Annotated in this window: 18 protein-coding genes and 1 pseudogene; 7 read left to right on the forward strand and 12 right to left on the reverse strand. The window is 36.7% G+C overall.

Annotated features, from left to right (window positions below; all coding sequences use genetic code 11):
• Positions 1–141: 141 nt before the first annotated feature.
• Positions 142–1,041, forward strand: coding sequence for an HTH-type transcriptional activator IlvY (ilvY, locus tag A9G07_RS06855; protein WP_065734573.1), 900 nt, complete (start codon positions 142–144; stop codon positions 1,039–1,041).
• Between the two features lie 67 nt (positions 1,042–1,108).
• The gene (locus A9G07_RS06860) at positions 1,109–3,142 is read left to right on the forward strand and encodes a 3-hydroxybutyrate oligomer hydrolase family protein (RefSeq protein ID WP_065734574.1); all 2,034 of its coding nucleotides are present in this window, start codon (positions 1,109–1,111) and stop codon (positions 3,140–3,142) included.
• A gap of 53 nt (positions 3,143–3,195) precedes the next feature.
• On the opposite strand, the gene A9G07_RS06865 is transcribed toward A9G07_RS06860, so the two are convergent.
• The 3 genes from A9G07_RS06865 to fsa all read right to left on the reverse strand — a co-directional run bounded on the left by A9G07_RS06865 (position 3,196) and on the right by fsa (position 5,368).
• The gene (locus A9G07_RS06865) at positions 3,196–3,783 is read right to left on the reverse strand and encodes an acyl carrier protein phosphodiesterase (RefSeq protein WP_065734575.1); all 588 of its coding nucleotides are present in this window, start codon (positions 3,781–3,783) and stop codon (positions 3,196–3,198) included.
• Positions 3,784–3,785: 2 nt separating this feature from the next.
• Complete coding sequence (locus A9G07_RS06870) at positions 3,786–4,568, reverse strand: siderophore-interacting protein (RefSeq protein ID WP_065734576.1); 783 nt, start codon at positions 4,566–4,568, stop codon at positions 3,786–3,788.
• Positions 4,569–4,705: 137 nt separating this feature from the next.
• On the reverse strand, positions 4,706–5,368 hold the full coding sequence (gene fsa, locus A9G07_RS06875) for a fructose-6-phosphate aldolase (RefSeq protein WP_065734577.1): 663 nt from the start codon (positions 5,366–5,368) through the stop codon (positions 4,706–4,708).
• A gap of 232 nt (positions 5,369–5,600) precedes the next feature.
• Here fsa and A9G07_RS06880 point away from each other — a divergent pair, with 232 nt between their 5' ends.
• A complete protein-coding gene (locus A9G07_RS06880) occupies positions 5,601–6,455 on the forward strand; it encodes an AraC family transcriptional regulator (protein ID WP_065734578.1) in 855 nt (284 codons plus the stop codon).
• Positions 6,456–6,798: 343 nt separating this feature from the next.
• Here A9G07_RS06880 and A9G07_RS06885 read toward each other — a convergent pair whose 3' ends face one another.
• The 4 genes from A9G07_RS06885 to rlmF all read right to left on the reverse strand — a co-directional run bounded on the left by A9G07_RS06885 (position 6,799) and on the right by rlmF (position 14,405).
• Positions 6,799–8,124, reverse strand: coding sequence for a hypothetical protein (locus A9G07_RS06885; RefSeq protein ID WP_141677487.1), 1,326 nt, complete (start codon positions 8,122–8,124; stop codon positions 6,799–6,801).
• A 1,047-nt stretch (positions 8,125–9,171) separates the two neighbouring features.
• On the reverse strand, positions 9,172–10,500 hold the full coding sequence (locus tag A9G07_RS06890) for a hypothetical protein (protein WP_065734580.1): 1,329 nt from the start codon (positions 10,498–10,500) through the stop codon (positions 9,172–9,174).
• A 1,054-nt stretch (positions 10,501–11,554) separates the two neighbouring features.
• Entirely contained in the window at positions 11,555–12,874 is a 1,320-nt protein-coding gene (locus A9G07_RS06895; RefSeq protein ID WP_065734581.1) for a hypothetical protein, read from the reverse strand.
• A 580-nt stretch (positions 12,875–13,454) separates the two neighbouring features.
• Complete coding sequence (gene rlmF / locus A9G07_RS06900; protein WP_065562539.1) at positions 13,455–14,405, reverse strand: 23S rRNA (adenine(1618)-N(6))-methyltransferase RlmF; 951 nt, start codon at positions 14,403–14,405, stop codon at positions 13,455–13,457.
• A 247-nt stretch (positions 14,406–14,652) separates the two neighbouring features.
• Between rlmF and A9G07_RS06905 the strand changes: the two genes are divergently transcribed.
• Positions 14,653–16,020, forward strand: coding sequence for a sodium:proton antiporter (locus tag A9G07_RS06905; RefSeq protein WP_218060029.1), 1,368 nt, complete (start codon positions 14,653–14,655; stop codon positions 16,018–16,020).
• Between the two features lie 75 nt (positions 16,021–16,095).
• On the opposite strand, the pseudogene A9G07_RS12200 reads toward A9G07_RS06905, so the two are convergent.
• The 3 genes and pseudogenes from A9G07_RS12200 to A9G07_RS06920 all read right to left on the reverse strand — a co-directional run bounded on the left by A9G07_RS12200 (position 16,096) and on the right by A9G07_RS06920 (position 20,222).
• Positions 16,096–17,246, reverse strand: a pseudogene (locus tag A9G07_RS12200) (carbohydrate porin).
• Positions 17,247–17,272: 26 nt separating this feature from the next.
• On the reverse strand, positions 17,273–18,628 hold the full coding sequence (locus tag A9G07_RS06915; RefSeq protein WP_065734583.1) for an MFS transporter: 1,356 nt from the start codon (positions 18,626–18,628) through the stop codon (positions 17,273–17,275).
• 25 nt (positions 18,629–18,653) lie between these two features.
• Positions 18,654–20,222: an alpha-L-rhamnosidase-related protein gene (locus A9G07_RS06920; RefSeq protein WP_065734584.1), complete on the reverse strand. Its 1,569-nt coding sequence runs from the start codon at positions 20,220–20,222 to the stop codon at positions 18,654–18,656.
• A gap of 249 nt (positions 20,223–20,471) precedes the next feature.
• Here A9G07_RS06920 and A9G07_RS06925 point away from each other — a divergent pair, with 249 nt between their 5' ends.
• Positions 20,472–21,278 carry a helix-turn-helix domain-containing protein gene (locus A9G07_RS06925; RefSeq protein WP_065734585.1) on the forward strand — a complete coding sequence of 269 codons (807 nt, stop codon included), beginning with the start codon at positions 20,472–20,474 and terminating at the stop codon, positions 21,276–21,278.
• Positions 21,279–21,356: 78 nt separating this feature from the next.
• Here A9G07_RS06925 and A9G07_RS06930 read toward each other — a convergent pair whose 3' ends face one another.
• Positions 21,357–22,157: a DUF1266 domain-containing protein gene (locus A9G07_RS06930; RefSeq protein ID WP_065734586.1), complete on the reverse strand. Its 801-nt coding sequence runs from the start codon at positions 22,155–22,157 to the stop codon at positions 21,357–21,359.
• Between the two features lie 289 nt (positions 22,158–22,446).
• Here A9G07_RS06930 and rhaS point away from each other — a divergent pair, with 289 nt between their 5' ends.
• Complete coding sequence (rhaS, locus tag A9G07_RS06935) at positions 22,447–23,265, forward strand: HTH-type transcriptional activator RhaS (protein ID WP_081303373.1); 819 nt, start codon at positions 22,447–22,449, stop codon at positions 23,263–23,265.
• Positions 23,266–23,294: 29 nt separating this feature from the next.
• Positions 23,295–24,143, forward strand: coding sequence for a helix-turn-helix domain-containing protein (locus A9G07_RS06940; protein WP_065562546.1), 849 nt, complete (start codon positions 23,295–23,297; stop codon positions 24,141–24,143).
• Positions 24,144–24,206: 63 nt separating this feature from the next.
• Here the strand turns inward: A9G07_RS06940 and rhaM are convergent, their stop codons facing one another.
• On the reverse strand, positions 24,207–24,521 hold the full coding sequence (gene rhaM / locus A9G07_RS06945) for an L-rhamnose mutarotase (protein ID WP_065562547.1): 315 nt from the start codon (positions 24,519–24,521) through the stop codon (positions 24,207–24,209).
• Between the last annotated feature and the right edge of the window lie 18 nt (positions 24,522–24,539).

Here is a 24,539-nt window from a genome sequence, read left to right on the forward strand (position 1 = left end):
TCTATCTATATTGCCATTGATGAACGCTATTTTGCTATTTGCCTGATATCTATGCATAATAGAGCAAATAAAATCGAAGATGATATAATTAATCAATTATAACGGTGTCTACGCTAAATATTTCTCAATAATTAAATAGATATGAATATTCGTGACTTAAAATTGTTTTTACATCTATGTGATACATGTCATTTTGGAATAAGTGCCGATGCTATGCATGTAAGCCCTTCCACCCTTTCAAGGCAGATCCAGCGCCTTGAAGAACAATTTGGTCATCGATTATTTATCCGCGACAACCGACAAGTTCAAATTACCCACGAAGGTGAAAAAGTAAAACACTTTGCCCAACAAGTCATTAATCTACACCAACAATTAAAACAAGAACTAGACCAAGCCGATCAACGATTAGTTGGTGAATTAACCTTATTTTGCTCGGTCACAGCGGCTTACAGCCATCTACCTGAAATACTTGATCGCTTTCGCCTACACTACCCATTAGTAGAAATTAAACTATCCACGGGAGATGCAGCCGATGCTGTTGAAAAAATTCAATCTCATCAAGCTGATTTAGCTATTGCAGGAAAACCCAAACAACTACCATCTGGTGTTGAATTTATTAAATTAGGCGAAATTGAAATGGTATTACTCATACCTAAACTGAATAGTTCATTCAGTGACAAATTGCATCAAAAAGCCCCAGATTGGCATAATATCCCATTCATATTGCCTGAGCACGGCCCAAGCCGGCATCGAATAGATTTATGGTTTAAACAACAAAAAATTACCAGCCCCAAAATTTATGCAACGGTAGCTGGGCACGAAGCCATTGTCTCCATGGTTGCTTTGGGTTGTGGCGTGGCTTTATTGCCTAAAGTAGTAATGGAAAATAGCCCAGAAAGAGTAAGAGAGCGCATCACCGAATGGTCAACCAATTTAATGGAACCGTTTGATGTTGGCATCTGTGTACAAAAAAGACGATTATCAGAAAAAATTATTTCAGCATTTTGGTCTATTAGTAACCCAAATTTACCAACCCAATAAAAAATAATATAATAGACTGAAGTTAATTAGTATATAGCAGTTAATTGAAATGTAGGGAACGAATGTAATGCCAATAAAATTAAAAAAAATAAGCACGTTATCCACCTTACTCTTTTTAACAATATTTTCAAATCCTAGTGGTGCTGAATTGGGTGATATTCCAAAGCAAAACCCAATTAATTATAAACCGCATTGGCTAGTTATTCATAGTTCAAACTACTATGATGGCGAAAGTGATGATCTTGTTACCGCTGGAATGGGGTTTACTGCATTATCGAAAATGATACAAAAGGTCTATTATGCCGATCCATCAAACCCAACTCCCCAAGAATTGCGCCGTGCAAAACTAAATCGATTTATTGATACAAAAACGGGAGAAGGCTCGCTATTTGGATTTAAACGTGAGGATTTGTCGCCTTTATTTGACGGAAAAATTGCCGGCACAGAGATTTTAGCCACCATAAAAGATGAAAATGTTGGCTTGTTATTACAAGTTCCTGTTGATTTTAATAAGAAAAAACCCTGTATTGTTGCCGTACCGGCTTCTGGTTCTGATGGACTATATAACGCTAAAGATATACAAATCCGTGGATTGTGGGGGCTTAAACATAACTGCGCAGTAGTTTATAACGACAAAGGTTTAGGTACTGGTATTTATGATATTACCAACGAACAAGGCTTTACTGTTGATGGTCAAGTTGCTAAGGACAACATACTCTTCAAGCCAACTATCCAAAATCAAAAAGAGTTTATCAAAAATAATCCGCACCGTTATGCAGTAAAACAGCTCCATTCAAAGCAAAATCAAGAAGCAAGTTGGTCAAAATATAACTTCTTCTCAATTATTTTCGCTATGTATGAATTAAATGAGCTATTCCCTGAGCCTGGTAAATTGAGCTTCTCCGAATCAAATACCCTTATATTAATCTATGGAGCAGAGGATGGTGCGACAGCTGCGCTCAAAACGGCTGAATCAGATGCGATGGGAAAAATTAATGGTGTAGTAGCTGTTAATCCACAAATTCAGCCACGCCAAGATAGCGCTATTGAAAACAAATCCTATCATTCACTACCGGATTACAGTACCTATGGGGCACTTTATATTCCTTGTGCCATACCGGCAATTGAACCCAATAAGCAGGACAAATACGTCCCTGAAGCCTCTAAATACCTTTTTTCACAAAACCGTTGTGATGCATTAAAACAAGCCAACATACTACCAACCGGCACACCGAAAGAGGCATTGAACAAACTGTATGATTATGGTTGGAAGCCTGAAATGAGCATCCAATTACCTTATTTCTATCTTAATGAATCAATTGCCTACCCTTATAAATATATTAGTGCCTATGGTCGATATGATGTAACTGAAAACATGTGTGACTTTTCAGTGGCAAGTACTCAACAGGACCCCTATTTTAATTCTGGTGAAGTAAAACCACTAAAACAAGTCAATTTTGCCGAAATTTGGGGATTATCTAATGGCCAATTACCAATCTGGGCCAACCATGATGCCACAGCAATTGACCTAGTTGAAAATAAAGATGTCACATCGCCTCGACGTGAATGGTTTTCAAGTTCTACCATTGAACATCAAATAGATTATGGCACTAAAGGAGCCATTTGCTTAAGAGAAAAAATAAAAGAGCCTCGTGTAATTAAAGGGTTAGAAGAAGTCCAAGCAACAGGTAATTTAAATAAAATCAAAACCTTTATTGTTCATGGTAAAAACAACCCTAAACAACTTATCGACCACACATCTCGACCTTATGTTGCATTAAATAGTAAAGTTGAAGGAAAAGAGTCGCAACTTCGTTATATTGAAGTTGAAAATGCGAGTTATCTTGATGGCAAAGCGCCTTTTGACAACACCTTATTACCGATTGACTATTATGGTGAAGAAGCTATCGAATGGTTATGGGCAAATCTAACCAACCAAGTTAATTTACCAGAAAGTCAAGTTATACGCACCAAAGCTAGAGGTGGAATTATTGGGCAAGCACCGCAAGCAACGGCTGAAAATCTAGTCCCAATATCGCAAACTCCAGATACCAACAATCTAATCACTGTCGATAATGGCAAAATTATATTTCCGCAATAAAATCAAATTCACAAATGACTATCGAACAAATCAAAGTACGATTCGATAGTCATTTAATCATCTATATTCGATACCTTAATAAATGAACATATTTTAGGATAAAGCTCGAAAAACAATGTTTTTAGTGGCGTATAGTTTTGTTCAAAATCAATAAAGGTATCGCTTAATAAATAGAGCTTAGGTCGACGTTTTGCCATACCGTTTAAAACGTTACCAATAAAATCCACCGAGGCATAATTTACCAACCATTCACCACGCCACATTGCGCCCATAAAATCTTGATAATCAATTGGATAATTTGCGATATAAGGCTGAATCTGTCGCTTAGTGAAGATATTGAATGATGAAAGAGATTGCTTAGCGTTAAATTCCGCCCAATATTTTGACAAAAAATGGTCCCAAATAATATCCAAGGTGATCGGTGCAACACGTTGATGTGATTGTCGAAAAAGCAATTTAGCTTGCTTAACTTCAGCAAAACTATCAATCAAACGATCAATCCTACGATGCAACATAATCCCATCGGCAATCTCTTTAGGATATTGTCGATAAGCATCACCTTTAACAAAATCAGCAACTGTATTACCAATCAACGAACTATTCGCCAACGTTGCCAAATGTAAATGTGCAAGAATATTCATGGCTAATCTCGATGTTTAAACTCCCCTTCAGCAAAACCTTCTCGCCAATAACTAGTAATGTGGACCGAACTAGGTTGCAAATCGACATATTTATCTTTAATGGCCTGACGTAATTGCCGAGCAAGCGAACACTCTAACCCGCCCCAAAACAATAGATTATCCTGCTGACTCAAATCCCAACTCATCACCGCATCAACTAATTGATTAGGATAATTGGCATCTTTAATCAACCATTGAACAGATAAATCAGATGGCAGTTCAACGATATCGCTCTTATGATTAACCTCAATAAAAGCAACTGCTTTATGATTTGCAGGTAAATGTTCAAGGGTATAACAGATGGTTGGCAAAGAAGACACATCACCCATCAAAATCAAATATTGATTATCAAATTCTAACTTACCTGCTGTACCAACTATACCGATTTGATCGCCCACTTTTGCCTGTTGAGCCCAAACCGTCGCTAACCCGCTGGCATGAATCGCAAAATCAATCACAATTTGATTGGACGACTCATCATAAGCCCGAATACTATAACTGCGAGCAAATTGACGAACTCTTTCACTCACCGAAATCTTATTATTTTCATCTAAAATCGGAAAAACAATTTCACCCGTTAACGGATCAGCAAATAACAACTTTAAATGAGGACAAATCCAATTTGGATTAACTTCTAAAGGCTTATCACAACTAAAATGTAACCGAAAATAACTCTCTGACGGCCTTTCAACTTTAATCACTGTCAATAAAGCATTAATAATGTATTTTTTTGATTTTTCGTGCATTTGGTGTTCTCTTCTATTCCTCTAATATCGCATCACTATCATACAACATAATTGAAATAAAAAAGGGGAATTTTTTTATCGCGGGAAAGAGAAAAAAAACCACCCTAAATGGGTGGAATCTAAATCAATAGCAAGTATTAAAAGCGTAAGGCCCCAAACGCCCCACACCAATCCTGATCGAATTTAACCACAGCAGCATCGACGGCTGGATCTGAAATAAACAGCTCCGCCACATCCACCGGCAACGTAATTGACTGACAACCGGCAAGCATACAATCTAAAGCTTGTCTTGGCGTTCTAAAACTGGCTGCTAACACCATCGATTCAGGGCAATGCAAATCTAACAGCGCTTGTAGCTCATAAACCGTATCTTTACTATTACCACCTTGGGCATCAATACGATTGACATAAGGAGCAATATATTTTGCACCAGCAAGCGCAGCCAAAAAGCCCTGACCCGCACCATAAACGGCCGTACCTAAAGTTGGAATACCCTGCTTGGTCAACTCCTTAATCGCCATCAACCCCTCGGCATTAACCGGGATTTTAGTCACAATCGATGGAATGACTTTACGAAGTTGCTCAGCTTCCTTAATCATCTCTTTAGCATTATGAGAAAGCACTTGCGCGAATAACAACTTATCAGAACCCAGCAAATCTTGTAATTCAGATAACAAATCAAAAATTGGCTTACCCGATTTAGCGACAATACTTGGATTAGTGGTAACCCCCTTTATTGGCAAAATTGCAGCTAAACGCTTAATTGCTGCAACATCGGCTGTATCTAAATATAATTCCATACCCACTCCTAATTAAATGCTTAATTGATGAGTAGCATAGTAAAAAAAAATTTAACTCAAGCCTAGAAGACAAAATTTCTATTTACTGGACTTTTGTACGATAAATAGCAAAATGCGATCTCGATCACATTTTTAATAATAATTAATAACACATTAAATTAAATAAATTTTTCAACTTTAACTCTACAAGCTATAATTAAACCAACTGCACATTACTTGGTTTACTAACAATATGACCACAAACCTAAAAAACGTATTAACTCAGCTCACTAACCAACAAATCAACCACCTCTATTTTGCCAATAACCAACAAACGGCACCGCTACATGCTTATCAAGTTGATTTTCCGAGGATCGAAGTGATTATAGAAGGTCAACAGCTTATGCAATGGGCTGACAGCAATGGCAAAATAATGACACAACAACTTGAAGTTAATGATCTGCTCTACATTACCGCTAACAGTTGGAACAAACCTATCCGCACAACCCCAATCACCTGGTTAAACATCTTATTTGGTAAACAGCAAATTGGCATCAGCATAGTTTATTGGGACGGAAACCAATTAATTCCGCTAGCACAAACTAACATACCAAGGCGAGGTCCACGAGTTGGCACCTTTATTATTCAAGCGCTATCTGAATTGACTTGGCAAAATCAACCACAAACTCAAACTGGCTACTACTTGATTCAAAGCCTGCTTAGTAACACTCTAGATTTACTCAATGCCGACATAAAAACCGCATCAAAAACCACCAGCTTATTCGAAGCAATACGCCAATATATTGATACACATTTTCGGGAAGATATAAGCCGTGAATTTCTAGCTAAAATGTTTTATATCTCACCCAACTATTTATCCTATCTATTCAAAAACGAAGGCAAAATTGGCTTAAATGAATATCTCAACCATATCCGCATAGAGTACGCAAAATCACTACTTAAAGATTACGACTTAAACGTCAAAGAAATCTCGCTTGAAGCGGGTTTTAAAGATAGTAACTACTTTTGCCGAATTTTTAGAAAAAAAACCGAACGAACACCCACTGAATATCGACGGCAATATCATAGTAAATTATCGGAAAAGTAAACTCAGTTAATTGAAAGTAAAACAGAAGTTTCTAATTGCAAGCAATTAAGGAGCCCAAAAACCCCGCTCCTCAACTTTTTTGATATAAAAATAATTAAAAAATATCATCGCTTAGAGCCAGATTATCTATACAGGCAACATTACAAAGCGGAATGTTAAACGCTCAAACCACTACTGCTCAAAAAAATCCCCCTCCGGTTGAGGGATGATGTCCGGAGGGGCTAAACGACTAAATCGTTTTTTATCTGAAAACGACCTTGACTCTTTAAGTCAAATATTTCTTAATGATTTAACTACTCCTTAATCCCCCAAGCTTTAAGGATTAAGGACGAAGAAATAAAAACTAAGGATAGGAGCAAAAGGTACGGCAGTAGCTGGAGAACAAATTCACAACAGCACCGCCGGTAGTGCTCACGGTAAACTGGTTACCATTATTGGATTCATCACTAGTCCAGTACCAATAGGTCTCGGAGCCATCGTTTGTATAACCGAACACGGGGCCCCACTCCGTAACAAAGCCAGAACCAATTCTACGTTGGTAATAATTGCCAGGTGAGGAAGGGGTGGCGCCGACTGAACCGAGACAGTCAGAATCGTTGTTAGGACAAGATGCGTTGGTTAAATCCTTTACCTTAGGTACTCGATAACCAAGACTATTACACCAAGATAAAGTACGAGGATAACGTCCTATCTCACGACCACGTTCAACGAACCACTGCTTCAAAGTAAAACCATATTTAACAACTGGATTACCTTGACTGTCACGACCGACCAACTCGAAGGTCTGAGGCAAAGTAGGTCTGGAAATACGACCAGGATTGTCTGAAAGTTGTTGGGATGAGGTAGTGTAAGGACCCGTTAAAGTAACACGTACCCCTGTAGTAACTGGTGAATTTGTCATAGTAGCAGTAATACCACCCTTAGATACCGGAGACCAAGACAACGAACCTCCACCACCTATATCTAAATCAAAGAACAAATTGTTAGCACCAGTAGTTGGAAAGTTTAAATCATAATTCGATGGGTCAGTTGACTGAGGGATAAAACCATTAGCAGGGTCCCAAATCGAAGACGGACCATTTTGGATAGAAGAAAAGTGATACAGAATTGGTCTGGCAAAACAAACCACCGGCTCAGCCTTAGGATTAACATAATAAGTCACACTAGTCGCACTGAAATCACTATGATTAGGAAAACCGTAACGAGTAGATAATGTGCCGTTAGTACTAGATAAGGTAACCTTATAAGGTGCCTTACAAATCTCTGGCACGGTACTTCGTGATACAGCTTGATTGTTTTTATCGACTATAGATAAACTTAAAGAACCTGTAGCAGTAACGTCTGAATCACCATCATCATCCCCCCAATAATTATTAGGAGGACCGATAAGAGTACTTAAATCGACTGAATTTGTATCAGTAGGAACGAACATACTTATATCAGCAAAACTCTGACCCTCAACCGGCAAGGCGATTGGGGTTGTAGATGAAGAATTGGTTGAAGGCGTATATTGCGTACCATCAGATAACGTAATCCTAAGCAGACCGTCAGTATCAACCGCACGTGTACGACCGCTGTCGAAAGTCAAATACGGCGCATTACCCTGTATCTGATTTGCAGTTGTCTGTGATCTCAATGCGTGACCCGAAAAAGGAAGGAAAAAGGCCACGAAAAAAACAATCTGCCGGGATAACTTGGGAAAGGATCGAAAACAGGATCCGAAAAAGGATCTGTAAAATGATCGAGAAAAGGATCGCGCGATAATTCGCAGAATTTCACTTGATTGAGCAGAAAAATAAACACCAGTGAAAAATTTAAGCTGGGAGATGAACTTAGACGAATTTAAATTATAGTTTGGCCAAGTTGCCTGTTGCCTGTTGCCTGTTGAAAATTATAGAACATCCGCGACAATCCTGTCAAGTAATTTTTTGATTAATTTACGATTTTATACTTTTCCGTCAAATTTTAGCCTCGTAGCTAAAACCGTGTAAAAAGTATAGTGATTGAAAAAACACGATGCAACACTTTTTTTCGCTCAATTGGGTTAACTTTTGTAAACAGGATCTAAAAAGGATCTGGGTTATAATTATTTAGCTATTGTTTTAATTAAATATATTGCAGTTACAAATCTTTAAAATCAGAGCAATTGATCCTCAAAAAATTTTATTTTAGTGCTTTGAATTAGAAATTTAGTGATTTGGATCATTTAATAATTTTTAAGTGAAATTTAAAACCTCAAAAACCCCGCTCCTCAACTTTTTTCGATAAAACACAACAAAATAAATTATTCCCAGTTAAAACTGTGTTTTAAACACTTCAAGTCAACTATCTAACGGACTTATTGCTATTGCCAGTTTATTTACTCAAGTCATATGAATTATCGAATAAAAGTTAAGGAGAAACACAAAGTCCGTTGTAGTTGCGTAATCGGTCCACGAATAGTACATCACCGAAGTACGAGCACACAACAAACGGCTGATTATATGAAGGATTAGTATCAACCGTCCAATAACTGTCAAAGGAAAAATTGGCTTGTGAGTAATTTTTCATCAATCCCCACTCGGTAAAGAATCCTGTGCCGATTCTACGCTGATAATAATTGCCGTTTGAAGAAGGGGTTGCACCGACTGAACCTTCACAATCATTAGTTAAACTATTTTGCAGGAATACGCTATTTTACCCATCCCTAACTTCTGTGCTTACTTAGACAAGAGGACTAAGGATAGGCACAAATCACGCTGTTATCGTCGATAGCCCAACCAACATCACCGTAGGCCGCGAACACGGCAAACTGATAGCTACCATTTGAATCACTAGTCCAGTACCCATAACGATCAAACCCAATTCCTGAGTAACTCAGCATTCGCCCCCATTCCGTAAAAAAACCTGCACCAATCCGACGCTGGTATAAATTATTAAGTGATGAAGGCGTAGCTCCAACTGAACCTTGACAGTAAGGGTGAGAACCACTTCCTTGACAAGAAGCATTAGTTAAATCCATTACGAGAGGCATTCGATAACCTATATTATTACACCAAGATAAGGTATTAGAATAAGAGTCTTCTATTCCACCGCGGTTGACAAACCACTGCTTTAACGTAAATCCATATTTAACAACAGCATTACCTCGACTGTCTCGACCGACCAACTCGAATGTCTGGGGCAAAGATGGCCTAGGTATATTACCAGGATTGCTAGACATATGCTGAGATGAGGTAGCAACAGGTCCACTTAATGTAACTCGAACCCTTTTACTTGTAGAATCGCTCATTGTAGCGGTTATACCTCCGTGAGAAACTGGTTCCCAAGACAAGGACTGATTAATACCACCAATATCTAAATCAAAGTACAAACCATGAGCACCAGTAGTCGGAAAATTTAAACTATAAGATGATGGTATAGTTGATTGAGGAAGAAAACCATTATCAGGATCCCAAATCGAAGTCGGACCAGCATAATAGCCTGTACCATACATCAAAATTGGCTTAGCAAAACAAACCATCGGCGATGCCTTAGGATTTATATAATAGATCACACTACTGGCGTCAAAACTACGAGTATTAGGAAAGCCATAACGTGTGATTAAGGCAACATAAGTATTGGCTAAATTAAGTCGATAAGGTGCATTACAAATTTCTGGCACGGTATTACGTGATACTACTTTGTTGTTTTTGTCGACGATAGATAAACTTAAATTACCTGTAGCGGTAATGTCACCATCGCCATCATCATCTCCCCAATAATTGTAAGGTGAACTGACAAGAGTACTCAATGCTATGGAATCAGTATCTACTGGCACTAACATGCTAATATCAGCAAAACTTTGACCTGTTACTGGTAATTCTATTGGTGTAGTTGATGAATTGTTGGTTGACGGCGTATATCTAACGCCATTAGATAAAGATATCCCAAGCAGACCATCAGTATTAATTGTTCGTGTAAGACCACCGTCAAAGGTTAAATACGGGGCATTACCGTGAATAACACTTGATGTTTTAGAAGTTAATGCATGGCTAGAAAAAGAAATAGGAAGTAAAAGAGCCACCGCTCCCCCTATAAAGATCTGCCGGGATAATTTGGATCGATGAAAGGATCGGAAAAAAGATCGCACGAAAATTGGTGGAATTGTGCTTAATCGAGTGAAAAAATAAACTTTTGTGAAAAAAGGACGTTGGGAGCTTAATTTAGACGAATTTAAAGTATAGGTTGGCCAAGTTGCCTGTTGCCTGTTGCCTGTTGAAAATTATAATACATAATCGACAATCCTGTCAAGTAAATTTATGATTTATTTTAATTTTATTGTGAATTTGATTAAAATTTATTCTTTAATGTAATGATGAAAAAGTATAGTGAACAGAAAAAAACGACGCAATATCTGTTTTCACTTTTATTGCTAATTTTCGTAAAGATAAAACGCTTTACATGCTAAAAATGATAGCTAATTATTGTTTTAATTAGTTAATATCGACTTTACAATATTTAACAGTTGTAATAATGAAAAATTTAGCATTTGATTTTAGTGACGTATGAGTTTGAGGTGTAATTTAACATCCCAAAAACCCTGCTCCTCAACTTTTTTGGATGCAAAAAACGGCCACTAAAAAACGCCATAGCTTAAAGCGGAATTATTTATTTTAGACAATATTTCAAAGCGAATTTTGAACCCCTAAAACCCCGCTCCTCAACTTTTTTTGATGCAAAAAAACGACTACTAAAAACGCCACAATTTAAAGCCGAATTATTTATTTTAGACAATATTTCAAAGCGAATTTTGAACCTCAAAAACCCCGCTCCTCAACTTTTTTTGATGTAAAAAACGGCCACTAAAAAACGTCACAACTTAAAGCGGAATTATTTATTTTAGACAATATTTCAAAGCGAATTTTGAACCCCTAAAAACCCCGCTCCTCAACTTTTTTTGAGACAAAATACCTAAAAAATAAACCCGCCGAGGCAGGTAATTGAAGCGTCGCTTAGCCACAAAATCGCTTTTTATGGCTAAACGACGTTGACTCCTTGAGTCAGCTTACTTTTAATCACCTAATACTATTTTTTATCACTCCCCCCCGGTCTAAGGATTAAGGACGAAGAAATAAGAACTAAGGATAGGCACAAAGCACGGAGTTGTAGCTGCGGTCCGAAACTATATAAGCGGAGCCGGAGTTCACGGCAAACTGGCGACTACCATTCGAGTCACTAGTCCAGTAACTATATGCAATGAAGCCAACGCCAGAGTAATCGAACATAATCCCCCACTCCGTGAAAAAACCAGCATCTATATGACGCATATAATGATTACTCGGCGAGGAAGGGGTGGCGCCGACTGAACCAGGACACCTAGAATCGTTGTTAGGACAAGATGCGTTGGTTAAATCCTTTACGCTAGGCAGACGATAACCAAGACTATTACACCAAGATAAGGTATCAGAATAAGTGTAAGTGTTAGTACCACGGTTCACGAACCACTGCTTCAAAGTAAAACCATATTTAACGACAGGATTACCTTGACTGTCACGACCGACCAACTCGAAAGTCTGAGGCAAAGAAATAGGGGAAAGAGGACCAGGATTGGATAAATTAATCTGGGATTGAGTAGCGTAAGGACCAGTTAAAGTAACGCGTACGCTTGTAGCAGTAGAATTAGACATTGTGACTGTGATACCTCCCTGAGAAACAGGAGACCAAGACAATGGCTGACTAACACCACTAATGAGTAAATCAAAGTACAGTTTGTTAGCACCAGTTGTAGGAAAGTTTTGACCGTAATAGCGAGGGTCTGTTTTTTGAGTGAGAAACCCCCTATCAGGGTCCCACATCGAAGCTGGGCCAGCATAATAATTTGCACCGTAAAACAAATTAGGTCTGGCAAAACAAACCTCCGGCGAAGCCTTAGGATTAACGTAATAAATCACATTACTTTCACGGAAAGTACTACGATTAGGAAAACCATAACGTGTAGATAATGTACCGTCAGTACTGGATAACGTAACCTTATAAGGTGCCTTACAAATTGTTGGAACGGTACTACGTGATACCGTTTGACCGCTTTTATCGACGATAGATAAACTTAAACGACCTGTAGCACTAACGCCAGAATCTCCATCATCATCACCCCAATAATTATTAGGAGGACCGATAAGTGTACTCAAAGCGACTGAATTAGTATCAGTAGGAACGAACATACGAATATCAGCAAAACTCTGACCCTCAACCGGCAAGACGATTGGGGTTGTAGATGATAAATTGGTAGAAGGCGTATATTGCGTACCATCAGATAGAGTAATCCCAAGCAGACCGTTAGCATCGACCGCACGTGTACGACCACCGTCGAAAGTCAGATAAGGTGCACTACCCTGTATCGCATTCCTAGTTGTCTGTGATGTCAATGCGTGACCCGAAAAAGGAAGAAAAAAGACCACGAAAAAAACAATCTGCCGGGATAATTCGAAAAAGGATCGAAAACAGGATCTGAAACAGGATCCGGAAAACGATCGGAAAAAGGATCGAAAAGAGGATCGCGGAAGCGATCGCGCGAAAATTCGCAGAATTTCACTTGATTGCGTGGAAAAATAAGTTTCAGTGAAAAATTTAAACTGGGTGCTGGACTTAGACGAATTTAAAAGATAGGTTGGCCAGGTTGCCTGTTGCCTGTTGCCTGTTGAAAATTATAATGCATTTTAGACTACCCTGTCAAGTAATTTTTTGATTAATTTACAATTTTATACTTTTCTGTCAAATTTTAGCCCATTAGCTAAAACCGTGTAAAAAGTATAGTGATTGGAAAAACACGATGCAACACTTTTTTTCACTCATTTACGTTAACTTTTGTAAATAGGATCTAAAAAGGATCTGGGTTATAATCGTTTAATTATTGTTTTAATTGAATATATCGAAGTTACAAATCTTTAAAATTAGAGCAATTAATCCTCAAGAATTATATTTTAGTGTTTAAATTCGTGATTGTGATCATTTAAAAGTTTTTAAGTGAAATTTAAAACTTCAAAAACCCCGCTCCTCAACTTTTTTGATTATCATTTTTCGCTCTTCTTGATCAAAAAACGTCCACGCAACAAAACGGCTAATTTTTTGTCCTTGAGCCATAGAGACAATTTTATATTCAGTTGCCACTTTTAGTTGTTTTTTTATTTTGCTTAGCGTCTCTTTTTTCGATACCAATGAGGTAAACCACAGGCATTGCGTTTTGTATTTGATACTCTCTTTTATCATTCTAGTGATAAATGCACTTTCTCCCCCTTTGCACCAGAGTTCAGCGTGTTGTCCACCAAAGTTGAGGATGAGATTATCTTTCGTTGAATTTACTTTTCCCAACTTTTTAAGTTTAGTGTAAGCACTTGCATGTGCTTCTTGTTCGGAGGCGTGAAAAGGTGGATTGCATAGGGTGGCTAGGTAAAATTCTTTAGGTTGAATGATATTTTCAAAAATAGCTTCGTTGTCAGGTTGTAAGCGACATTGTAATGTGTTTTTTAATAGATCATTAGATTGTGCTATCAATGAAGCAACTTTTATTGATGTTGGATTGATATCACTACCAACAAATGACCAACCATACTCTGCACAACCAATAATTGGATAAATAATATTCGCCCCAACCCCAATATCTAAAATGCGAACCTGTTTACCTGTAGGAATTTGGTTATCTTGCGCTAACAGATCGGCAAGATAGTGTATATAATCTGCTCGCCCCGGAATTGGCGGACAAAGATAGTTGTCAGGAATGTCCCAATACGAAAGTTGATAATAGTGCAATAATAGCGCTTTATTTAGCATTTTGACCGCAGTAGGATCAGCAAAATCAATCGTTAACCGCCCATATTGATTAGGCTTTACAAAATTAGATAGCTCGTTCAATGTTTTGATAAGTAAATCAAATGGATAGCCATTAATGTGCTTATTGCGGTGGTGTAAAGCTGTTTTTTTGATTGATTGCATGGATGATCCAACATAGAGAATTAATCACTAGTATAACGTTTTTGAGCAAATTTGTGAAAATAGCGAGAGATTTTATGCTTCAAAAACCCCGCTCCTCAACTTTTTTTATAATCGTTAAGTTATACGATTGTGGATGATTCGAAAATTAATTTTGAATTTGTTATAATCATCCGCTTTAAATCCAACCGATAATACAATGAAAAATCTAAAAAAGTTTTTGATATTCCCTTTTTTGAGTTTAGTGCTTATGTCTTTTGATTCCTATGCGAGTGAGTTTAATGGACAGGCGTTATCATTACTTTGGGTGATCCCTTTCGTTGGAATTTTGTTATCGATTGCTTTATGTCCACTATTTTTAGCCCGATTATGGCATTATCACTACGGTAAAGTTGTTGCCGTTTGGACGTTATTATTTTTGGGGTTTGCGCTGGTTTCATTTGGTTTAACGACAACAATTGAGCTAACAGTACACGCCATTGTTCAGGAGTATATTCCTTTTATATTATTACTTTTGGCTTTATTTACGGTTTCCGGTGGCATTCTGATTAAGAGTGATAAAATCAGCACACCAAAATCCAACGTTATTTTACTGATGATTGGCGTTGTGCTTGCTTCAATTATGGGAACAACTGGCGCTGCGATGTTGATGATTCGTCCACTACTTCGAGCTAATCGTCAACGACAGTATGCTGTACACACGGTAATATTTTTTATCTTTTTAGTTGCCAATATTGGCGGTGGATTAACGCCTTTAGGCGATCCACCGTTATTTATTGGTTTTTTAAAAGGTGTCGATTTTTTCTGGACAGTTAAGCATATGCTATTGCCTGTTGTGTTTACATCAGGGTTATTGTTAATTATTTATTATTTTATCGATCATTACTATTACGTTAAGCAGTATGGTGTGAATAGCAATCCAATTAGTGCTAAGCCTGTTAAGTTATATGGTCTAAATAATCTTGTATTATTATTGGCTATTATTGCTAGCGTGATTTTGTCTGGTGTCTGGCATTCATCGATAAGTTTTACTATTTTAGGTTCACAAATCGCATTACAAAATTTAGTTCGTGATGGTCTTTTTATTGCTATTACGATAATTTCAATAATGATTACCCCGAAGCAAGTTCGAGCAGGCAACGAATTTAATTGGGAGCCGATTAAAGAGGTTGCTAAGTTATTTATTGGAATTTTTATAACTATTGTGCCTGTGCTGGCGATTTTACGTGCGGGTAATGATGGTGCGTTGGCTTCGGTCATTTCATTGGTGACTAATGACCAAGGTGCGCCAATAAATAGTATGTATTTTTGGTTATCAGGATTGCTATCCGGATTTTTAGATAATGCACCAACTTATCTGGTCTTTTTCAATCTTGCTTCAGGTAATGCTAGTAGCTTAATGACGACGTTTGAAAGCACTTTACTGGCTATTTCAATGGGCTCGGTATTTATGGGCGCTTTAAGTTATATTGGTAATGCCCCTAACTTTATGGTTAAAAGCATTGCGGACCAAAATAAAATCAATATGCCTAGCTTTTTTGGTTATATGAAGTGGTCAGTTGGGATTTTGATTCCGGTTTTTATTATTGATAATTTGGTGTTTTTTGTGTTTTTTTAAAAAATGACTCTTTTTAGAATTCCCCAAGTAAAGTGCATATTATTTTTACTTGGGGTGAATGTTAATCAGTCTTATTTAAAAGAAATATTTAAAACGGACCCTTGCGCCATAACGATTATCGTTACCTCCTCCTTGTTTTTCATCGCGCTCTAGTCTAGATAAGTAAGTCCCTAAATAGATATTGAAGTTATCCATATCCATCACATTTGAAATTAAGTATGAGGCATTGACAGTATGCAATTTATATTTGCCTTTAGCATAAATTTCACCATCGCCTCGATAATTTGTATTAAATGCTTTAATATCATTGGCAGCATAGATGTAACCAATACCTTTCCAAATACCATTGATACCCGCGGTAAAATCTTTTTCTTGTTCGGCATCTAAATAGGAGATGCTGCTATTGAGCAGTAATCCCTCAGATGATTTATCAAAATCACCTGCACTATTCCAACTCATCGTTAAGCCATACCCATTACGTTTTGACTGATCATGCCATTTGCCGTTTATATCATGATAAGCGTTATTAACAACATTACGCTCCATTGCTAGAGCTGCTGATATATCATTATTTCGGTAGGATATGATGGGACGTAAGTAAACGACGTTTTTATCTTTTTGCAATTTATGATAACGGCTATGATCAAATAAGGAGGTACCATCTTTTACCATTGCATTAACTTGCAAGTTCAAATCACCCAACTCTTTGGTTAATTCGATTGCACCGCCGTTACTGCTACGCCCTCTACCCTCTTTCATCATATAGATGTAACCACACTATATAAATCGTTGGCAGTATTGCCAGAATATTCTATGAAGGTATCTTGCCCAAGTGGGAACATGTCGTAAGCTTCATAGCGACCAATTCGTAGGCGCCAGTCATCTTTTTTACCAAAATAGAAACTAGCATCATCTAGGTTAACTTTACCGCCCATGTCAGCAAGCGGTTGCACCGAGAATCCTGCATAGTTCTGATTCGCTAATTCTCTTTTCCCATCCAAGCCGAATAAAATACGGCCATTTATATCCCACTGATCTGTGTCATTAGCATCAAAGTCTGCTGATGTTCTAAGTGAGGTTAACTGCTTTTTTTTGCTTGCAGCATCAATATTAAATTCGACATCACCATAAAGTTTAAGTGTTCCTTGTTCGGTCTGCCATTCAATGGATGCTAATGCGGATAAAGAATAGAAACAGCAGACTCCAGCTATTATTTTTAATTTCATCGTTATTTCCTTTTAATGTCAATTGATTAAACTTTTTGTTCATCATTAAGATTTCTGGCATCTAATTCAGCTCGAATTGAAGTATAACTGTCATCAAGTTTGTAGAACTTAGCTATCCAAATCATCGAAGCAATAATTAAAATGGCAGGTAAATATAAGTAACAGAGTTTGATTGCAAAAAGTGCACTTGGTACTTGAACTGCATTGGCAACATATCCACCAGATGAGAGTAAAAAACCGGTAATAGCACCAGCGCCAGCCATCGCCACTTTGCCAAAGAATCCATTGATTGATGTCAAAATTCCGGCAGTATTGATACCGGTTTTCCATACACCATAATCAACCGGGTCAGCCTGCATTGAAAAATAGATAGCAAGGCGTTGCCCAGCACCGAGTGATAAGATAACCGCACCGATGATAAGACCAAGATGATTCACACCCGATAACATCATTATTCCCATACCAATTAAGTTGATAGCGCTTGAAAATAGATAAACATGTCGTTTTTTCATACGATTGGCTAAGAATGGTACGGTAAGTGTGCCAATTAAGGGGACGAAAGTTGATATTCCCGCAATTATTGCGGTAAGGTTTTCGCTTTGTACGTAATAGTTGAAGAAATAGACTAAGGAGCCAGTTTGTAAAAAGAATGCGCCCCACATAAGAAAGATGTTAGTTGCAAAGATTTTCCATGGGTTGTTGTCTTTTAAACCTTTCCATGCTCTAGTTAAGGTCATTCGCTCTTGTTGTATAGTGATTTTTTCCTCAACATTTTTAAAACTGACTATCAGAAAGAAAGTCGCAATAATCCCAAAAACAATAGCGGTATATAAAAAGCCATGTGTTTGATCACCATTTCCCAATGTCGCAACTAGCGGTAATGTTGCCCCTGCAACAATCGTTGAACCTAAGGAACCTAATAAAATTCTTACTGAAGATAAGGTTGTTCTTTCTAATGAATCCGCAGTTAAAAATGGCAACATTGCACTAAATGGTATGTTGACCAAGGTATAGATAAAAGAGAGGCAAAGATAGGTGATAAAGGCATAAATTAGTTTACCTGTCGTACCAAAATCTGGTACATAGAAAACTAAAATACACAATATGCCAAACGGTATTGCGCCGATTAATAGCCATGGACGACAACGTCCCCAACGTGTGGATGTATTATCGATAACTAAGCCCATTAAGACATCAGCAACACCATCAACCAGCCGGGTAACTAAAAACATTAGACCGACATAATAAGCGGGTAGTGCCATTACGTCCGTATAAAAATACATAAGATATAGTGAGATTAATTGCCACACTAAATTACAAGATAAGTCAGCAATCCCATAACCTATGCGTTGCCGCCAAAGAGAAAATAATGAATTGACCATTTTTTTATTCCTTATAAATTTTTAGTTAAAGTTTATTTTGTCGAATAAACCAAGCCGGTGTGCAACTCCAAGCATGACAGTAGCTATTGATGATTTTGCTACCATATGGTGAATAATTAAGGTCGTTTGGATCAAACAATTCCCAAAATGTGTCTGCCCCAAATTCGACCATTTTTCCCCAATATGCTTTAATCTCATCAATGGCTTGTTGTTTCATGCCTGTTTTGAACAAGGCTAAGATGTAGTGATGTCGTAAGTAAGGCGTGTTCATGCCGATTTCTGGTGGAGTTGTTATTAATTGCGTTAATAATTTTTGTTGATGAGCTAAATCGCCTACATCAGCTAAAACCATCCAAATTTGTGTGGCGTAACTAATTTGTTTTTGTTCGCCGCTGGTGTAAAAACCGGCTTGCTCGTCCCATAATGTTTGTGCAGCTCTTTTAACCAAATCTAATTTTTGGTTAAGCGCCTGAGTTATTTCAGGTTGAAAATGTTGGGAAAGTCGACATGCTTTGTCTAAACAGTAAATTAAAACACCTTGAGAAGCGCCTTGTTTATTGAGTTTTTCGTGCCAATCAATAAATGACCACCAATCATCACTATCTTGAACTAATCCTTGCGCGTCACAACGTTTTAGATTTATTTCAATTTGCTGTAATGCGATCGGCCATAGCTCTTTAACCGTTTGTCGATCATTAGTTTGATTAAAGTAGTCGTAAAGGACATCGACAAAAAGAAGTGAGTAATCAAATAAGAACGTATCGTCAGCAATAATGTCAGGTTTAACAAAGACATTAGAGGAAACCAGACCATCTTCCCGACGATGGCTAGCAAAGAGGTATAAGCATCTGCGGACTAAATCGTGCTGTTGAAAAGTGACGTTGTTCACTAGGGCTTGTAAGCGTAAATCGCCTAACCACAGTCTTCTATCTCTTTTCGGTCCATCCTCGAATACGTCTTGCATACAATTTCGAAGCGTGTGAATGGAGACTTGATCTATCTTCGCTAATAGCGGATCTGATGATTGATAGCTAAGATAGTGTTCTGGTGCTGAACTGACTGTGTTAAACGTTATATCTTTAAATAAAATCTGGTATTTTGGCGATAGTGAGACAACATCTATTTTTAAGTATCGAAAACAGTAGCGTCGAGATAAGTGGATTTTAGCGGGTAAAATATCAATGTATTCATCATGCTGTTGTAACCAGCTTTTGCTAAGCCAACCTTGATATTGACTGAATGGTTCAGCAATTTCACACAGTGTTTCACCAAATGTTAATTTTATATGCGCAGGAGCATCAGGCGGGCTACCAGTAGATTTGCACAAGAAAGAGAGGTAACCAACATTGTGTTGACCAAAATCAATTATAAAACTATCACCTGAATGAAAACTCTGATTGAGATAATCATTTGCATCACTCACTATTTTTGATGACCAATGATGAATAGCACTTGGATCATTGATGAGCGAAATAATCTTTTGGGGTGAGATCTTTTTTTGATAAATCTTTGGTTGTAATTGCTTTGCTTTCAGAATAAATGCATTATCTTTTACCATAACTGCATCAACATTTTTTTGAATTGCTTGTGCCATATTCTTCTCCTATAGAAAACATTTAGGAGTATAGCTATGCAAAACAAAAGCTAGCCACTAAGATACTGCCAGATTGCGTTTATAAATGGCAATATTAAAAAGCTTATACCGAGCAAGTTCACATTTTTAAGAATATTATTTTTTATCTCATGTTTAATTACTTTATTGTATTTATATGACGGATAAAAATTGTCTTTTATTTAACGGGATACCTTGATAATAAGTTACCGTTGTAAGGATATAATCAATATGTATACTTTAAAAATTGACACTTATTTTAATCATAAATCAGATAAATTAGCCCTTTATAAGAGTGACCCTGAGGACAACGGTTGCGAGCATAATCATGAGTTCGACGAGTTAGTGATTGTTGAGCACGGTCATGGTTTACATGTTATTAATGGTAAGCCTTTATTTATTCAACAAGGTGATGTTTTTTTAGTTAGAGGGCATGATTACCATTTTTATGATGATCTCGGAACGCTAAAGCTAACTAATATCCTGATTAATCCCAATCAGAATTTTACTTTTTTGAAGAATATGGAGGAGCTATTAAGGCCTATCTCCGCAAGTGATTTAAGTTCTTATATTTGGTTAGCGCCTAATATTCGTAAAGAGTGTAATTCTGTTATTGATCAGTTATTTAATTTAAATAATTCAATTGAGCATCGTGAGTATTTATTTTTTAAATTGCTTGTTATCATTAAGCAATATCAACGTCAGTCACAGCAAAATAATACCCGCTATAAACTCCATCTTTTGCTTAACCATCTTCAAGAAAATTGCTTTGATGAATATGATTGGAACAATATAGCGCAAACGTTTCATTTAACAACACGTACCATGTTTAGGCATATTAAACAAGCAACCGGCCTAACTCCTGAAAATTACATCAGACGATTACGGTTAATGTCAGCAAGATTAAAGATTAGAGAAAGTGATATGACTATTACCGAAATATCATTACTTTGTGGTTTTGTTAATAGTACTCATTTTACTACACTGTATAAAAAAACGTTTGGTATCACGCCATCTGAAGAGCGAAAATTTAACTAAATTTTAATATGGTTGGGTTTTAAATGACGATTAAGTATTTAAGTACTTGTGACAGTTTACACTGTCACAAGCATTAAATTAATTATTTAACGGATATTTGAGCCATGGGCTCTCTTCGGAAGTGGTGCTTTGAGTGTAGATATCAAATAGACCAGGAAGCGATGCATCATCAGGCTGATACACAGCACGACCTAGCATATAACTTTGACCAAATTCTTTCCAATTGGCAAAATTTTCTTTAACCGTTGGTAAAACTGAGTTAATCGATTGCCATGCTTGATCTTTGCTAATATAGCCCGCTATATAGCTTGCTCTGGCAATATAAACTAGGCGTCCTAAATCCCATGCAATTGAACCTCGTAGTAGAATTTGACGCAATTCGTCTTGGTCTTCAGCGACTTTGTTTTCAATTAACATTGAAGATACTTGATCTAATCTTGAGCAATAGATTGTAATAATATCACGGTAATCTTCTGGAACTTGGTCATCAATACAACTTTGCCACTGCTCTTTAGGAACGTTTAGATAAATTTCAATCGCGACATCGATGAGTTTGTGAACTGATCCAAAAGAGGATAAACATTCAGTAGCACTTTGTGGAGAAGTTACATCCCAAGCTGTACTTAAGCGATATCGCTGTTCTTTTTTACCAGAGTTTCGGGCATCGCTTTCTAAGCTATCCCAACAAAACATATGTTGCTCTGAAATAATAAGTCCAGCTGATAATGCATTTTGCTGGTCAACTGTCAGTTGTTCAGTTTTTTGAGAATTTTGGGGAAAAGGTTTGTGTTTTAAAGTTTTAATGAGAATCGTAATCACTCTATTGTATCGTACAAGTAGTGACGCTAAAAGAATCAAAATTACAATTAAGATTTCCATATGAGTATCTTCATTTTTTGACATAAATCAATTTAAGTGCGCAAAAAATATCACAAATAATAACTTCCAACAAGATGAAAATTTAAAAAAAATTAAGCTGTTTATATCACTCATTTTTTAAACAAAGTAGTTTGAAAAAATGTGAAGCTTCGCACATTTTTAATAAAAATTCCTGTATAGCTATAATTTATTGCCAAAATATTATATTAGCTGTCCAAATTTTAAAGGTGAGATTTCGATTTACTTTTTAGAATGTGGTTGTAGGTTTTTATAAGGAGTGAGGTTCAAAATGATTGAGATGTTACTTGATAAAGATTTTTTTTCGTCTAGCGATCAAAATATCACCGTTGAGCCTCGGGCGCCTCAACCCGTCTACCCTGAACACACGCATAATTTTAATGAAATCGTTATTGTGACAAGTGGGTATGGAAAACATATTTTAAATGGGCGACTATTTGATTTATATCCAGGTATGATGTTTTATATTAAGGCTTCGGACTGCCATTTGTATGAGAACGTTAATAATCTACATTTGACCAATATTTTATTTAGAGATCCTGAGAATTTTCATTTTATTAATGGGATAAATCAGTTAATTCCAAATCCTGACCCGATTCATTCTCATTACTTTTTTGATAAAAAATCTGATGAAAATATTCAATCGATTATTAAGCAATTGACGCAAAATCAATCAAGTGCTGTACAGGAAAGTTTATTTTTACAATTACTACTTATTTTTAATAAGAATTTTTATGTCAATGAAGGTTCTGGATCATCTGATAATCGCGTTAAGCAGTTGTTGCGTTGGTTACAGATCAATTTTAAGGAGCAAATTGATTGGGAACAGTTAACGGCACAATTTTCATTGTCATTGCGCTCTTTTCATAGGAAGATGAAAAATGAGATTGGCATCACGCCTCAAAAATATTTAATAAAGTTGCGGTTAGCTAATGCTTATACTCAGTTAATTTATAGCAATAAATCTATTACAACCATTGCGCAAGAATGTGGTTTTAATGATAGTGCTTATTTTTCTACCTGTTTTAAACAAGAATTTACGTTTTCGCCACAAGCATTACGTAATAACCCAGATAAAGGTTATCATTAGTTGTTTTACTAGTAAGTCAGGAACAGTTTATGGAAAGATGTTTGCGTTTATATAAACAAGATTATTTTATTTCAAAGATGAATACTGTTACTGTCGAAAAACGTGATCATCAACACCCTTTTCCTTTACATGATCACGATTTTTATGAAATTGTGATTGTTTGTTCAGGTAATGGTTTGCATTATTGGAATGATTATATTTATCCAATTACCAGTGGCGATATTTTATATATTAATCCCAAAGATGTGCATGGTTATGAGTCAGTTAATGATCTCAAATTGGATAATATTTTATATTTGAGAGAGTCACTTTTTTTATTATCGACTATCGAGTCTTATTTACCTAAAGTGACAGCCAAACATAATGAGCGTTCTTGGCGAATTCAACCTTCATACCTTAAACTTTTATCTCCACTTATCGAAAAATTAGCTATCGAATCAAAGAAAAATAATTTAGCCTCCGTACATTTATCTGAGGCACTTTTTCTGCAATTAGTTATTTTGTTAGACCGGATAAAACAAGCTCCAAAGGTAACGGAGCCGACTGCTACTCATCAGTTGGATTTATTGTTTACCGCGCTCCATAACAGTATTGCAACACCATTTAATGTTGATGTTTTTTGCAAGGAAAATCATATTGCAAGCCGTTCACTTAGTCGTTTATTTAAAAGCCAAACAGGGATGACCATTAGTGGTTATTTACAAAAAAGGCGATTATGTGATGCCATGTCTTTACTTCGTAATACTAACTATTCGATTAGTATGATTGCTGCTGAGTGTGGTTACGATGATAGTAACTATTTTTCCTCAGTGTTTAAAAAGCAAACCAATCAAACGCCTTCAGAGTACCGGGCTAAATTTAATGATAAGAAGTGCTAGGTGAAGGTAGATTAAATATATATTCAATTTACTCTCTTTTAGGCTTTAAAAGAGAGTAATGTTTTATTCTAAATAAAAGACTTCTGCTAATGATTCACTAATTGGGCTGTTGTCTGGGTTGCTTGGCATGATATCTTTCATAAACGCCCACCATTTTTGACAAGCTGCTGTTTTAGCTACTGCATCCCATCGCTCTTCTGATTCGATTTCAACATAAGCAAAGAGTAGATTTCTTTTGCTGTCTAAAAATATCGAGTAATTGTGAGCGCCATGGGCTTTTAGTTCTTTTACCAGCTCGGGAAAGATTTCGTCATGCCGTTTTTTATATTCAGCATGTTTGTCAGGATGGACCTGCATTATGCTTGCTTTTCTTATCATAATAGCTCCTTTTTAATG

Origin of the sequence: Gilliamella sp. wkB72, assembly GCF_001693745.1 — a bacterium.
Lineage (GTDB): Bacteria > Pseudomonadota > Gammaproteobacteria > Enterobacterales > Orbaceae > Gilliamella > Gilliamella apicola_E.

What these genes read in the sequence shown, in the direction of transcription:
- A9G07_RS06930 (WP_065734586.1), bottom strand. Translation starts at nt 22,157, where the DNA reads ATGGAAATCTTAATTGTAATTTTGATTCTTTTAGCGTCACTACTTGTA.
- A9G07_RS06920 (WP_065734584.1), bottom strand. Translation starts at nt 20,222, where the DNA reads ATGGCACAAGCAATTCAAAAAAATGTTGATGCAGTTATGGTAAAAGAT.
- A9G07_RS06905 (WP_218060029.1), top strand. Translation starts at nt 14,653, where the DNA reads ATGTCTTTTGATTCCTATGCGAGTGAGTTTAATGGACAGGCGTTATCA.
- A9G07_RS06860 (WP_065734574.1), top strand. Translation starts at nt 1,109, where the DNA reads ATGCCAATAAAATTAAAAAAAATAAGCACGTTATCCACCTTACTCTTT.
- rlmF (WP_065562539.1), bottom strand. Translation starts at nt 14,405, where the DNA reads ATGCAATCAATCAAAAAAACAGCTTTACACCACCGCAATAAGCACATT.
- rhaS (WP_081303373.1), top strand. Translation starts at nt 22,447, where the DNA reads ATGATTGAGATGTTACTTGATAAAGATTTTTTTTCGTCTAGCGATCAA.
- A9G07_RS06915 (WP_065734583.1), bottom strand. Translation starts at nt 18,628, where the DNA reads ATGGTCAATTCATTATTTTCTCTTTGGCGGCAACGCATAGGTTATGGG.
- A9G07_RS06865 (WP_065734575.1), bottom strand. Translation starts at nt 3,783, where the DNA reads ATGAATATTCTTGCACATTTACATTTGGCAACGTTGGCGAATAGTTCG.
- A9G07_RS06870 (WP_065734576.1), bottom strand. Translation starts at nt 4,568, where the DNA reads ATGCACGAAAAATCAAAAAAATACATTATTAATGCTTTATTGACAGTG.
- A9G07_RS06880 (WP_065734578.1), top strand. Translation starts at nt 5,601, where the DNA reads ATGACCACAAACCTAAAAAACGTATTAACTCAGCTCACTAACCAACAA.
- A9G07_RS06940 (WP_065562546.1), top strand. Translation starts at nt 23,295, where the DNA reads ATGGAAAGATGTTTGCGTTTATATAAACAAGATTATTTTATTTCAAAG.
- A9G07_RS06925 (WP_065734585.1), top strand. Translation starts at nt 20,472, where the DNA reads ATGTATACTTTAAAAATTGACACTTATTTTAATCATAAATCAGATAAA.
- rhaM (WP_065562547.1), bottom strand. Translation starts at nt 24,521, where the DNA reads ATGATAAGAAAAGCAAGCATAATGCAGGTCCATCCTGACAAACATGCT.
- fsa (WP_065734577.1), bottom strand. Translation starts at nt 5,368, where the DNA reads ATGGAATTATATTTAGATACAGCCGATGTTGCAGCAATTAAGCGTTTA.
- ilvY (WP_065734573.1), top strand. Translation starts at nt 142, where the DNA reads ATGAATATTCGTGACTTAAAATTGTTTTTACATCTATGTGATACATGT.